A 13,913-nucleotide genomic window follows, 5' to 3' on the forward strand; every position below is an offset into this window, starting at 1 on the left:
AATTGAGGAATAAACCCACCCAACTCCCGGCCTGAGCCGCAACGGTTTATTGCCGCAGCACTTTAATAATCTGGCGATCCGTTGGCGTTTTCACTTCCAGGAAGTAGACGCCGGTTTGTTGTCCCAGCCGCAGTGTCCGGCGTTCGACCGAGCCCGCTGCGGGCACCGAGTGTTCGCCAAACTGCTGCCCCTGGCTGTTGATCACCGAGAAATGCAGCGACTGGCCGGTGGCGCCGGTTACTTCCACCGTCACCTCGGTTTTGGAGGAGGGATTGCCCAGAACGCGAACGGACAAAGGTTCCGATTCCGCAGAGATGCGGGCCGAGGCACAGTGCGTGCGGAAGTTGAAGGTATAACTCACCTCTGAAGCGGCATCCCCGACATACCGACCCATGAGGATAATCGTGCTGTTGTTGGAATCGTTACGCACGCCAAACTCGATCTGCCGGTTGATGCTGGTGCCGTAAACGCCGTTGACAACCCCCGCAGCCCGGTATTCGACCGTCCGGCTCGGGTCGCCCCCGATGCGTCCGAAGGTGATGTCGCCGGTAGTACAGTTGTAATTCTGTACGGTTACGGCCAGCTTCTGATTCGGCTCATAGCTACTGCCGATGAAGCCGCGCCACGGGTCCTGTACAAACGGGAATGCACTTTTGAAGGTCGTATCGTTTTTGGTAACCCCCGCGTTGAAACCCAGCACTTTGCCCAATTGAGGAGTCACCGGGCTGCCACCCGGAACGAAGTCGTCGTACCACAGGCCAATGGCGGCCAGTACCACCCCACCGACGGCCTGCAGTTCAATCGTTGTCACGTCATCTTCCAGCCGCCGTCCGTTGGGAAAACCGTCCATGTTGGGAATGAACTGGAGGGTGGGATTGGTGTACATCGGATCGGTCAGCCCCAGCACGGCGGCTCCCACCAGCCCCAGGGTGCTGAATTTGGCGTGGTTGCGGGGCGTTGCCGGAACGGCCATGTTGAGCCGGAGCATATCGCCCAGCGTGGGCAGGAAGTTGTGAATGAAGGGTTTTCCGGCCGCCAGCGGATTGCCGCCTTTGCCCGTGGCGAGTTGATACGGTCGCAGGTTCGGCACGCCGGTGTAGAAAATGGGCAGCAGATCGACGGCGCGGGGGCTAGCGTTGTTGGGCAGCAGGATGGTGCCGAAGATGGCATCGTCGAGGGCCGTGCCGGTTAGCGCGGAGCTGCCTTTCAGACTGAATAAACCCGGTCTGCCATTGCGGAAATCAAACGCTCCCAGTGAATTAGCCTGAATCCGGAGGGCACTGAGTCCTGGAACCGCTCCGCCAAATTTGGAATCGTCCATATAGAGCGCCAGTTCGGGGTTGGTAAAGTTGGCGGCAAACTGCAGATCGTTGTTGTTATACGGCGTATAGGCATTCCATTTGTCCTTCATGCCAATCGGAATGACGGCTTCGTTGGTCAGTGGCATGCCCAGGCGCGAGACCTGCACCCAGCCGCCGTCGTAGCCTACATCGCCACCGGAATTGATGGTTTTGATCTGTCGGCGGCTGGACGATGCCCACACGCCGATGACGAAATCCGGGTCAAGAATCGTGGCAGCCTGCGCTACGGTTTTTCCGCCTTTCTGCAAGGTCGAAACCGGTACTTCAATGGCAATCGTGTGGACGTTGAAGCGCGCCAGACCGTCGCGGCCCGGTGCCCGGAAATTCCCGACGTCAAACGCTCCGCCCAGATCGACAAAGAACGGATCGTCGATGGGGCCGCAGAAAATCCGCTCGCCCGTCGAGCTTACGGTAATGGCCTGTTTCGCCAGCGCGTTGTAGGATGGAGCACCCAGACCGACGGTTGCATTTTCGATGGAGCGTGGCCCAATGTTGGCCGGAGGTACCACGCCGTTGCTCACAATGGTCGTCCAGCTTGTACCGCCGTTCGTACTCCGTTCGCAGGTGTAGGTGGCTTTCTGGTTTTGCTTGCCCAGCCGGATGTTGAAAAATGTGGTCGGATCTTCGTTGACAATCTTGAACGTAAACCGGTATGTGATGTCATCGCCGGGCGTTGCGGTATTGTTGTCAACGTGAATTTCATACCGGATATTCTCGCCGAACGTGTACCAGTTAGGGCCACCCGCCGGATCTTCGAACGGGATGTAATTGGCAATCAGGACGATTTTTTCCGCATCGGTCGGGCTTTTAAACGCGTAGACGTCGGTATTATCCGCCAGTGGATCGTTCGAAATCAGCGGAGCTTCCCGGTGACTCGACGCCATCACCTGACCAGAGGGCAGATACAGCAGTATCGCCAAAAGAAGGGTAAGTATCTTTTTCATGGTTTATCAGAATGGCAGGCTTAAAACTTGGTCGTTTTGGTATAATTGAACCCTCTCCACGGCGTCTGAACGTAGGGAAATGAGGCTTTGAGAGTCGTATCATTTTTGGTGATACCGGCGGTAAAACCCAGCACTTTGCCCAGTTGTGGAGTCACCGGGCTGCCACCCGGAACAAAGTCGTCGTACCACAGGCCGATGGCGGCCAGCACGACACCACCGACGGCCTGCAATTCAATCGTCGTTACGTCATCCTCCAGCCGCCGGCCGTTTGGAAAACCGTCCATGTTCGGAATGAACTGAAGGTTGGAATTGGTGTACATCGGATCGGTCAGCCCCAGCACGGCGGCTCCTACCAGGCCCAGCGTACTGAATTTGGCGTGGTTACGGGGCGTTGCCGGAACGGCCATGTTGAGCCGGAGCATATCACCCAGCGTGGGCAGGAAGTTGTGAATGAAGGGTTTTCCGGCCGCCAGCGGATTGCCACCTTTTCCCGTGGCGAGTTGATACGGTCTCAGATTCGGCACGCCGGTGTAGAAAATGGGCAGCAGATCGACGGCGCGGGGGCTGGCGTTGTTGGGCAACAATACTCCTCCAAACGCGTTCTCCGCCAGTGCCGTCCCATCCAGCGCAGGCATTCCTTTCAGACCAAATAAACCCGGTTTCCCGTTGCGGAAGTCGAAGGCTCCGAGCGAGTTGGCCTGAATCCGGAGGTCTTTCAACGACCCTACCGCTCCGCCAAACTTAGAATCGTCCATGTAGAGGGCCAGTTCGGGATTGGTGAAATACGGGGCGAATTGCAGGTCATTACTGTTGTAGGGCGTCATCGCGTTCCATTTGTCCTTCATGCCAATCGGAATCACAGCTTCGTTGGTCAGCGGCATGCCCAGGCGCGAAACCTGCACCCAGCCGCCGTCGTAGCCTACATCTCCCCCCGAATTCAAACTTTTGATTTGCCGGCGACTGGCCGATGCCCAAACGCCGATGACGAAATCCGGGTCAAGAATGGTAGACGCCTGAGCAACGCTTTTGCCGTCCTTCTGCAACAGACTGACCGGTATTTTCAGGGCGATGCTGTGAACGTTGTACCGGGCAAGACCGTCTTTGGGCGGATTGATTTTGTTGCCTTCAGGCCGGAAATTGCCAACGTCGAAAGCCCCCGCCAAATCGACGAAGAAGGGATCGTCGGCGGGGCCGCAAAACACTTTTTCGCCCGACGATGCCATGGTAATCGCCTGTTCGATCAGCGTGTTATACGAGCTGGCTCCCAGGCCAACACCCCCCTCGATGGAACGGGGTCCGATGTTGGCCGGTGGCACCACGCCATTGGCGACGATAGTGACCCAGGTTGTCCCGCCGTTGGTGCTTTTTTCGCAGCGGTAGACGGTTTTCAGGTTTTGCTGACCCAGCCGGATGTTGAAAAACGTGGTCGCATCCTGGTTGCTGTTCGTAAACGTAAACCGGTACGTAATGTCGTCGGCAGCCGTGGTTGTTTTGTTCTTGATGTGAATCTCATACCGGATGTTGGGGCCAAAATTGTAATAGTTCGGTCCTCCTTCCGGCAATTCAAACGGAATGTAATTGGCGATGATCGTGATGGTGTTCGGATCATCTGGACTCTTGAACGCGTAGACGTCCGTGTTGTCGGCCAGCGGATCGCTCGAGATCAGGGGAGCTTCCCGGTGGCTGGATGCAAAACTGCCGATGGTCAGCAGCAGCAGGAGACAACTCAGGATAGAACGCCTGAGTTGGCCCAAAAGCATAGGAAAGATGGCCATAGTGAGTATGGTTGAAAGTGAAAAAAATGGAAACGTTAACGAGCAGGTTGTCGATAGAATGAGACGAATACAACAGCCGCTTTCTGTTTTCTTCAGAAAAACGACCCGCCGGTTTACCGGTTTTTATACTCTCGTTGCTGGGGATGCATGAATTGATTTTACACGGAGGCACGGACATCCGCATAAAAACGCGCGTATTTTCGTAATCGGCACTGACAAATACACTGAACTTTTGGAAAGGAAACACTCTGCACTGGTACCGGGCTGTTCTGCTTCAGAGGGCACGGTACGAAAGAAATCTGGTAAATATACTTTTTTTTATAATTTTTATACCTTTTATTGGGGTAAGGATTGCTTAATTTATCGGACGGTTTTTGTGCTCATACAGACGATCCGAAAGGCCGCTCAAACGCCGGATTTCGGCACCGGAGCGGAAAGTATGATCGGGTTGTATCATGAAAAGAATAAGATACTTACCAGGGAAAACTGGAAAGTTTTCGGTTGAGCAAACAGATATACGTAATGAAGTTAAAAACGGATTTGCGGGATCAAAAAAATACGGAAGCGACGACCGAGGGTGGGCTTCGGAGGGAAAAACAACGAGCGGGAAAGGGAGGTAGAAGGGGCTAGTAACTCAGGGCGGCAATGAGCATGGTGCGAAGAAAAACGATCAGAAACGCCAGAATTGAAATGCCGAAGCCAAACATAAAGATGTTGTAGGCAATCCACAGCCGGCGGTATTTTTTAGCGAGCACGCGCCCGAGGTAATAAATGTCGCGGGTCATGGTGCCGTACAGGTAGGGACTGTCCTTCATCAGTTCACTCATTCCCCACTCAAAGTCTTCCAGGCTCATGCGGTGAAAATTACCGAAAAAGAGCAGGTTGCCTTTCTTCTTTTTGATGTCTTCCCGCTTGAACGTGCCTTTGGTCACGTTGGGGCGGGTGGCCAGAATGGCGAAAACGATGGTCAGCAGCGAGGTGGTCAGAATCAGCACCATCGGCACCAGCAGCGTCGGGTTTTCGTCAATCTGGAGGGCCAGCACCGAAACGATAACGGAAACCATGATCGAATTGACCGAAATCAGAATATTGGCTTTGTTGTCGGCAATGTCGCTCAGGTAGACGTGGTTGGTCGAGGTGGTGCGGAACATGGTTTCAATGCCCCGCACCGGTTGGTTGTCTTTCACGTTCGTAGCGTTAACGGGCCGGTTCCGGGTAGTTGAGGTGCAGGCGGATGGCTTTCAGCCGGGCAACACCCTGCAACGGTTCGAGATCAAGGTATTCGATGTGGGGTGTCAGCTTCTTCTGTTCCTGTAAAGCCGTGATAAAAGGGAGATAATCCGCTACTTCCCGGCGGTTGGAATACACGAGCGCAATGGTATTGGGCTGCGTCAGCCGTTCATCGGTTCCGGCGATGTAGGCCTTGTCGATCCGCTTTTTCAATACTTCATACCGGATGCTGTAGGAGCCTTCCACGTCGAACCGGTGTTCGTCCTGCCGGAAACTGATGTCCACCGGCTGCGAATGGGCCAGAATCAGTTGGGTGGTTTGCAACGCCAGCGGCAGGCGGGGCAACAGCAGGTGGGTCAGGGAGGCCAGTTCTACCATCGACTTCAATTGCCACGCATACAGATGCCGCAGGAAATCCGGTTCGAAGGGCGTTTGGGGCGCAATGGACTGGCCGACGTAGATCGTATACTCCATTCCGTCGGTCCGGTAGCGCTCGAAATAATGCGGATAAATGGTCTGAAGCTGTTTTTCCTCTTTTTCGATGAAGGTATTGACGGCGGTATTGAGCCATTCGACGCTTCGTTCGTAGACCTGCAACGCCTGATTGAATTGACCGTTGGTGGCATTCGTGCGCTTGAAATACCGCTGAACCGGCGTTTCCAGTTGCGGATAATGTAACTGCAAGTGTTGGAAATACGGATTGACTTCCAGCGTCAGGAAGTCCGAAATACCGAGTTCGTCTTCCGGATTCAGCCCGGTGGTGAGTTTGTTTTGCCAGGAATAGGCCGTGGCCAGGAGCTGATTCGGCAGCGCCAGTTCGTCCGGCAAATCGGCCTGACCCAGCAGGGTCTGGATGGTTGCCAACTGGTCGGCGAAATCCTGGCGCACGGCCTTGTAGCGTTCGTTCGACGAATTGCGGATGTCGATCGCGCCGTATAACGGATAAACCTGCGGAAACCGCACCTGCGTAGCCTCGCTGTTGAATGACTCCTTGTTGTCGAGCCGCAGGTATTCCCAAGCCACCTCATTGAACTTCCATTCGACGGCGGGTTGCAGGGGCGTAAACTTGGTTTTGATCAGCCGCTCCAGATTTTGTTTGAACTGATGCAGTTGATACCGCAGCAATTCCTGCACGAGCGGAATCACCCGCTGAATCGTCTCCAGCACGTCGTCTCCGAACGCTGTCGAATGCGGGCTGGCCATTTCCAGCACGCCCAGCATTTCACTTCCATTCACGACCGGGTAAAAAGCGAAACTGCGAATTCCTTTCTTGGTCAGGAGCTGTTGCTCGTTGCCGGGCAGCCCTTTCAGATCCGGAAACAGGAGCGGGGCCGGATTCCGGATCAGGTTGTGAATGATGGCCTGCGTGGCCGGATCGTAACCGTCGATGACCGTGCTCGAATGCCGGAAGAAAACACTCCGCGCGCTCACCTCTGGTTGATGGACGTAAAAACCGTTGACCTGCGAAAACGGAACGATGCTGATCTGGAGATCGGTCTGGCCGACCAGATTGCGCAGGGCGGTTTCGAAACGGCGGTAAATAACCGGTTCGGCGTCTGAATGCAAATGGGTGAAAACCGCCTGCAACTGCTGAACGGTTTCGGCCTCCGTAATGTCTTCTACCACAAAAAAAGCAAAGCCTTCGGACGTAAACTCGCCAAGTGGCAACTGCTCCTCAGCCTCCGGCAAGGGGCCGGTTCCGTTGGCAAAATCAATCCAGGACGGTTGTAGTTCGGGCAGAGAGCGGTTCAAATGCGGCTCAATAAACGTGTTGTTGATGTCGATCCGAAAATACCGGGTGAGTCCGTTTTTGTGTTTTTGAAACCGAAAACTGGGGTTGGCATTTTTGCCGGGTGGTACTTTATAGCACTTTTCAAGAACGAGCTGGTACAGAAAACGCAGCTTGTCTTCCGCGCAAATGTCCTCGGGCAGTTCCGACAACAAATCCGGAAATTGTTCGATCAGGTGCGTAAACCGGGCTGACTGGTACAGAATCTTCATCGGCACGGGCAAACCGAAGGTATAGGCAATGTTCTGACCGGTGGCGCTCAACGGCATAACTGCCAGTGACGCCAACTGAAAAAGGTTCGCTAACCGGTCCGGCCCGAGAATCTCTTCGAGCGGTGTTTCGTCCGCCGTGGGTACGTTTTCAAACTGCTCCAGCAGGTGGTCGTAGAGACCAGACAGAGCCGCATTGGTAGCATTTTTTTCCTGTTGCGCTTTTAAAAAAGCAACGAAGGGCTGAAACGACAACTTGACTTCGAACGGAAAAGAGACAGATGGGGAAACAGAAAGGGTCGTTTCCATGATTTTGTATAATTTTCAGCAAATAGCACGCTTAACGCTTGAGTTCGGATGGACACCAAGGGCAAAAGCAAGGTGGATGTTTTTGTTTATTGAACAACGAAGCCAATCCGTGAGTTGCGTCGTGGCAGTATTAATTCTCAATACAGTACCGGCTTTTTGACGGTTTGGGGATAATACCCCTGCGCGTGGTACAGGTACATGGTTCGGACACGCACGTTTCGGTAATACACCGGCCAGACCTCCTGCCGCAACACCGGCCCCAACTGCGCCCGGGCGTCCGGCGACAAGGGATCTTCGCTGACATACACGATGTTCTGTCGCTGCGAAGCGGGGGGCGGTGGCCAGAAATCAAACTGGTTCATGCGTCGGTTTGCATTGGGCAGGCAGTACGTATCCGGATGCCCGTCGACGTAAAACGCCAGCTCGGACGCCGTGTGGTAACTGTCGCTCACAATCGCAAAATGACCCGGCGGCAGATCCTTGACGAAGTCATCGACGGTTTGTCCGATCTGCCGCCAACCGGCCAGCCGGTATAAGGGATCGGCTTTGACCGGTAAAACCGGGCGTCCGGCAACGGCATCGAGCCAGCCGGGTTGCAGAATCAGCAGGAGGGTGGCCGCCGATAGCCCCACGGGCCAGGCCACCCGGGGCGTTTCCGACCACCGGCGGTAGCGTAGGTGCAACAGGTACGAAACCACCAGCGGCCAGGCCACCAGCGTCGCCGACGGCCAGTTGACTTCCACGCGTTTGTGGACTGACAGAACCGCAAATCCCGCCAGAATCAGTGCCGGAGCCAGCCACAACGGCAAAAGCCGGGCGTGGTCGACCAGCGGAAGTTTCCAGGGGCGGGCCAGCAACAGACCGGCGACGATAAAAATTGAACCGTAGGCCAGTTGACCACCTACAAATTCCAGCAGTTGACCGAGAGCGTTGCGATGAAGGAACGAAGACCCCGAACCGCCTGCCAGCGTAAAAATATGCCGGAACGTCACCCAGTCGTGCTGGTAGTTCCAGATCAGGGAAGGCAGCAAGCCCACCAAAACCGGTAATGCGAATGCAAGCAACCGACGGATAATCAGGGCGATATCCCGGCCACTACCCGCCAGTACCACGAAGCCGAAAAGCACCATCGTCGGTTTGGCAAGCATTCCGAAAACCACGAAGGCGGCCGTTCGCCAGCCGTCGCCGGGCTGACCCGTATCGGCGTAGCGCAGAAAATACCGCAAGGCACCGGCCCAGGCCAGCATCAGCAACGAATCCGTCGTGAAAAACAGCGTTGCGGTTACAAAAAACGGACTGACGTTCAGCAACACCACGCCCAGCACCGCGACCCGGTGGCTGCGAAAATGTTCGACACCCAGCCGGAAAAGGAAATACGAAATTCCCAGTCCGCACAAAACCGCATTCAGCCGGACCACCGGGGCCGAGATCCCGAACAGCCCCGAACTGAGGGAGTTGACGTAGGCGATCAGGGGCGGTTTAGAATAATAAGCCCAGTCCAGGTGCCGCGACCAGAGCCAGTATTGGGCTTCTTCCGTGAACAGATCGGGGCCGAAATAGACATAGACACCTTTCACCAGCGTAATGATCCCCATCAGACTCCAGAACCGGGCGATGCCCAGCGAGCGACTGTAGAGCGCGTGAAAGGGATTGGAATTAAAAACGTGCGCCGTTGACATGGCTATCGACTAGACGGTGTGGTACTTTACTTTTCTTCCAGCAACGACGTATGTTCCGCCTGAAACCAGTTCACCATGCGCTGCAAGCCTTCCTCGAGTGAAACACGCGGCTGGTAGCCCAGCAGATGCGCGGCTTTGGTCAAATCGGCAGCGGTTTGGCTGACGTCGCCGGGCTGCTCGGGCCGGTAATCGAGCCGGGCTTTGCGGCCGGTATACTGTTCGAGTTTCCGAACCAGATCGATCAGGGCAACGGGGTGGGCACCGCCCAGGTTGATGATTTCAAATCCGTTGACCCGTTCGATGGCCCGGACAATACCCGCTACGATGTCGTTCACGTACGTATAGTCGCGCAGGCTTTGTCCGTTGCCATAAAGCTGAATCCTTTCGCCGTCGAACAACCGCTGGATGAAACGGGAAATCGCCATATCGGGCCGCTGGTTGGGGCCATAGACCGTAAAAAACCGCAGACAATAGGCATTCAGGCCGAAAAGCTGGTGGTAGTTCTGGAGAAGCATCTCGCCGGTTCGCTTGGAAATGGCGTAGGGAGAGGCCAGTTCTTCGATCCGATCCGTTTCCCGGAACGGGATTTCGTTGCGCTCCCCATAAACCGACGACGAAGAGGCAAACACAATTTTGTTGACCTTGAAATCCCGCATCGTTTGCAGCAGCGTTACCGTCCCGGTTACGTTGGTGTCAAAATAAGCAGCCGGTTGCTGCAGCGATGGGCGCACTCCGGCCAGTCCGGCCAGATGCACCACCACGTCGATGGCGTAGGTACCGAACAACAAATGCAGAAAACTGGACTCCCGAATATCGCCTTCAAAGAGGTAATAGCCCGGTCGGCCTTCGAAAGAGGCCACGTTCCGGCGTTTCAAAGCCGGGTCGTAGTTGGAACCAAAGTTGTCGACCGCCAGGACGATGTGCCCTTCATCGAGCAGTTTTTTAGTGAGATGGGTTCCAATAAAACCCGCTCCACCGGTTAAGAGAATGTTCATGGGTTTTCATCGATACTAGTAGACGACGGTAAGGTCTATACGTAAATCAAAAACGGTGTGGTCAAGCCGGGTCTAGTCAAATTGCGTTTCCTGAGCCAGGTACTCTTTCAATTGCCCAAACGTTTCGAGCTTCCACCATTCCTGGTCCGGAATGCGAATGCCGAAATTGATTTCGACCTGCAGCAACAGGTCGGTAATGTCCAGCGAATCCAGCCCCAGATCTTTACTAAAGTTGGTGTGATCCGTCAGCGCGGTTTGGTTAATACCCATGCCGACGAGCAGGTCGTGCAGGCGGTTGTCAATTTGTTCAGCGATCATAATAAAAGTAGTTGATGTTAGTATGGCTTTTGCTTTCTGCCCCTAATCCCCTAAAGGACGGTCGGCCGCTGCCGGACTTTTGAATCTGGATTAAGCTGTGTCCAAGTCCCCTTTAGGGGATTAGGGGCAGAAAGCGAAAGTCCTAATCAGTTTATGGTTAGTAAACAGCGGTTTCGGCCACCTCTTTGGTCGCTTTGGTTTTGCTGAAGCGGTTTGAAAACCACTCCTGCGTCCGGTCGACGAGGTAATAGACCATCGGAACCAGAAAAACCGTCAGGATCATCGAGCTGGTCAGCCCACCGATCAACACCCAGGCCAGGGAGTTTTTCCACTCCGAACCGGCTCCGCTGGCGATCGCAATTGGAATCATCCCGATCACCATGGCGATGGTCGTCATCAGAATCGGGCGCAGCCGTTCTTCTCCCGCGTGCAGAATCGCCTGCCGGTACGGAACGCCCTGGGCTTTCTGCTGATTGGCAAAGTCGACGATCAGAATGGCGTTCTTCACCACCAGACCAATTAGCATCAGCATCCCCAGCAGGGCGAAAATCCCGATGTCCGACGAACTCAGGGCCAGAGCCAGCAAGGCGCCCACCACCGCAACCGGAACCGACGTCAATACCACCAGCGGGTAGATGAAACTGTCGTAGAGCAGCACCATGATAAAATACACCAGCATCAAACCGGCCAGCATCGCGATTCCGAGCGAACCGAAGCCTTCGCTCTGGTTCTTGGCGTCGCCACCCCAGCTAACGGTTACACCAGCGGGCAGCGGATTTTTCGCCAGATCGGCCTGAATGATTGCCGTCAGCGTTCCCGAACCGGTGCCTAACACGTTGGCCGTTACGGTCACGGACGACCGGCGGTTTTTGCGTTCCAGCAGCGAAGGACCGTTGCTCAGGCTCACATTGGCGAATTCCGCTAACCGAACCGTACGACCGGCCAGTGGACTGACAAAGTTGATGTTCTTGACATCGTCCGGGTTTTTCCGGTCAAACGCATCAAGCATGATGCGGATGTCGTAATCCTCACCACCGTCGCGGAATTTGGAGTCGTCGTTCCCGGCGAAGGCATTCTGTAAGGTGGCTCCAACGGTTTGAATGTTCAGGCCAAGTTTCGCCATCTTCTCGCGGTCGATTTCCACGCGCACTTCGGGATTACCCAATTCGATGGATACGTTGACGTCGTTGGCTCCCGGTGTTTTCCGAATGCGGTTTCCCAGGTCATTGGCCGAAGCCAGCAGTTGGTCTATGTTATCGCCACTGAGGAAAATCTCGATGGGAGCCGTACCGGAATTGACTATACCGACCACCGAAGATTTGAACTCGATAGCGGGAAAACGCTGCTCCAGTTCTTTCCGCAGTGAAATCATATACGCTTCCGTGGGCTGGTGACCAGGCCGTTCGCTGGCTTCGGCCAGTTCAATCGTCAATTCACTCCGGTTGGTTTCGCCCTGTCCGGTGCTGTTCAAACCGGTACTGGCCCCGGCTACGTTTGTGAAAATGCTGCGGACTTCCGGTTTTTTACGCAGGTAATCCTCAATCTGGCGGGTGGTCAGGTTGTTGTGTTGCAGCGACGCGCTTTTGTCGACTTTCATCGTCAGCAGGAATTTTCCCTGATCGCCCTCCGCCACAAACTGCGAACCGATAATCCCCAGACTCATCACCCAGCCGGTGAACACGAAGAGTGCTACCAGAATGCCGGTGAAGGCCAGCTTGTGGGTCAGCACCCATTTCAGGCTGCCGTGGTACCAGTTGGTCAGACCCGTCAGTCCGCGTTCAAACCAGAGCAGAAACGCCTGGAACGGGTTCTTTGGGTTCAGATGCTCCAGCTTCGCCATCCGGGACGTCATCCAGGGCGTCAGCGTGAAACTGGCGATCAGACTGGTCATGGTGGCAAAAGCAACCGTCAGCGAGAACTGACGGAGCAGGTCGGCGATGACCGAATCCACGAACGTAATCGGCACGAACACGACCACAATCACCAGCGTAATGGCAACGGCGGCAAATCCGATTTCCTTCATGCCGTCGAGCGTTGCCTGCCAGCGGTCTTTGCCCATTTCCAGGTGTCGCTGGATGTTTTCCAACACCACAATCGAGTCATCGACCAGAATCCCGATCACCAGCGACAGAGCCAGCAACGTCATCAAATTGAGCGAATAGCCCATCACGAACATGAAGAGGAAAGCCGAAACCAGCGAGGCCGGAACCGATACCATGACGATGAAGGCATTCCGGAAGCTGTGCAGGAAGAGCAGCATCACGACAGCCACCAAACCAACGGCCAGAATCAAATCGTGCGTTACGGCTTCCACGGATTCGAGCGTGAACACGCTGCTGTCGTAGGCAATCGCAAAATGCACCTTGTCTTTGGCGTTGTCTTTTTCGATCTGCGCCAGTTTTTCCTGCATCAACCGGCTGATTTCGACCGCGTTGGCGTCGGATTGTTTCTTGACGAACAACCCGATTCCGTTCTGTCCGTTGTAGCGGCTGATGCTGGAGGTTTCGGTTAAACCGTCGGTTACATTGGCGACGTCACCCACCCGAATCGGGCTGCCGTCTTTCGGCGTCACAACCACCAGTTTCCGGATGTCGTCCAGCGAATTGAATTTGCCCGCCAGCCGCAGCGTCATGTTTTCCGAGGTGCTTTTAACCTTTCCCGTCGGAAAGTCGAGGTTGGCCTGGTTGATGGCCTGCGTGACCTGAAGCAGCGATAAACCGTAGTAGTTCAGCTTGTCGTCGTCGACGTTGACGCGGATTTCCCGTTTTTCGCCCCCCACCATCGTAATTTCAGCCACCCCTTTGATCTGCTGCATCACCGGTAGGTACTTGTCTTCCATCTGTTGGTAGAATACTTCGTTTGGCAGGGAAGAGGTCGCCAGTAATTGCATGATGGGCTGATCGCTGGGCGATATTTTCGACAGCGACGGGGTTTCCACATCCTCGGGCAAGTCGCTCACCATTTTGTTGATGGCCCGCTGGGCATCTTCCAGCGCCTTATCGACATCGGTACCCGGTTTAAAACCGACGATAATAACGGAGGCATTCTCGAACGAATTGGCCTTTATGTCGTCGAGGTTGTCGAGGCCGGAAATGGCGTCTTCCAGCTTTTTACTGACTTCCGTTTCGACTTCCGATGGAGCCGCTCCGGGATAAACCGTGGTGATGGTGATGGTGGGTACCGAAAATTCCGGCAACAACTCATAACTCAACATCTGGTAGGAAAATATGCCGCCGATGGTCAATATCGCGAAGAGCACGATAATCATCGAGGGGCGCTTGATGATGGTTTCGAAGAAGTTCAT

At 54.9% G+C, this 13,913-nt stretch carries 8 protein-coding genes; all 8 read right to left on the reverse strand.

Annotated features, from left to right (window positions below; translation table 11 throughout):
• Positions 1–46: 46 nt before the first annotated feature.
• Positions 47–2,305 (reverse strand): DUF4331 domain-containing protein, encoded by a 2,259-nt coding sequence (locus ACS5NO_RS29505; RefSeq protein WP_439418457.1) that lies wholly within the window; start codon positions 2,303–2,305, stop codon positions 47–49.
• 20 nt (positions 2,306–2,325) lie between these two features.
• Entirely contained in the window at positions 2,326–4,080 is a 1,755-nt protein-coding gene (locus ACS5NO_RS29510; RefSeq protein WP_439418458.1) for a DUF4331 domain-containing protein, read from the reverse strand.
• 626 nt (positions 4,081–4,706) lie between these two features.
• Positions 4,707–5,267 carry a Pycsar system effector family protein gene (locus tag ACS5NO_RS29515; RefSeq protein WP_439418459.1) on the reverse strand — a complete coding sequence of 187 codons (561 nt, stop codon included), beginning with the start codon at positions 5,265–5,267 and terminating at the stop codon, positions 4,707–4,709.
• Positions 5,268–5,277: 10 nt separating this feature from the next.
• Positions 5,278–7,617, reverse strand: a complete 2,340-nt coding sequence (locus ACS5NO_RS29520) for a GAF domain-containing protein (protein ID WP_439418460.1) — start codon at positions 7,615–7,617, stop codon at positions 5,278–5,280.
• A gap of 137 nt (positions 7,618–7,754) precedes the next feature.
• The gene (locus ACS5NO_RS29525; RefSeq protein WP_439418461.1) at positions 7,755–9,296 is read right to left on the reverse strand and encodes an ArnT family glycosyltransferase; all 1,542 of its coding nucleotides are present in this window, start codon (positions 9,294–9,296) and stop codon (positions 7,755–7,757) included.
• A gap of 26 nt (positions 9,297–9,322) precedes the next feature.
• Complete coding sequence (locus tag ACS5NO_RS29530; protein ID WP_439418462.1) at positions 9,323–10,291, reverse strand: GDP-mannose 4,6-dehydratase; 969 nt, start codon at positions 10,289–10,291, stop codon at positions 9,323–9,325.
• Between the two features lie 72 nt (positions 10,292–10,363).
• Positions 10,364–10,609, reverse strand: coding sequence for an acyl carrier protein (locus ACS5NO_RS29535; protein WP_114408411.1), 246 nt, complete (start codon positions 10,607–10,609; stop codon positions 10,364–10,366).
• Positions 10,610–10,766: 157 nt separating this feature from the next.
• A complete protein-coding gene (locus tag ACS5NO_RS29540) occupies positions 10,767–13,913 on the reverse strand; it encodes an efflux RND transporter permease subunit (RefSeq protein ID WP_439418463.1) in 3,147 nt (1,048 codons plus the stop codon).

The organism is Larkinella fluvii (assembly GCF_051857545.1).
Classification (GTDB): Bacteria; Bacteroidota; Bacteroidia; order Cytophagales; family Spirosomataceae; genus Larkinella.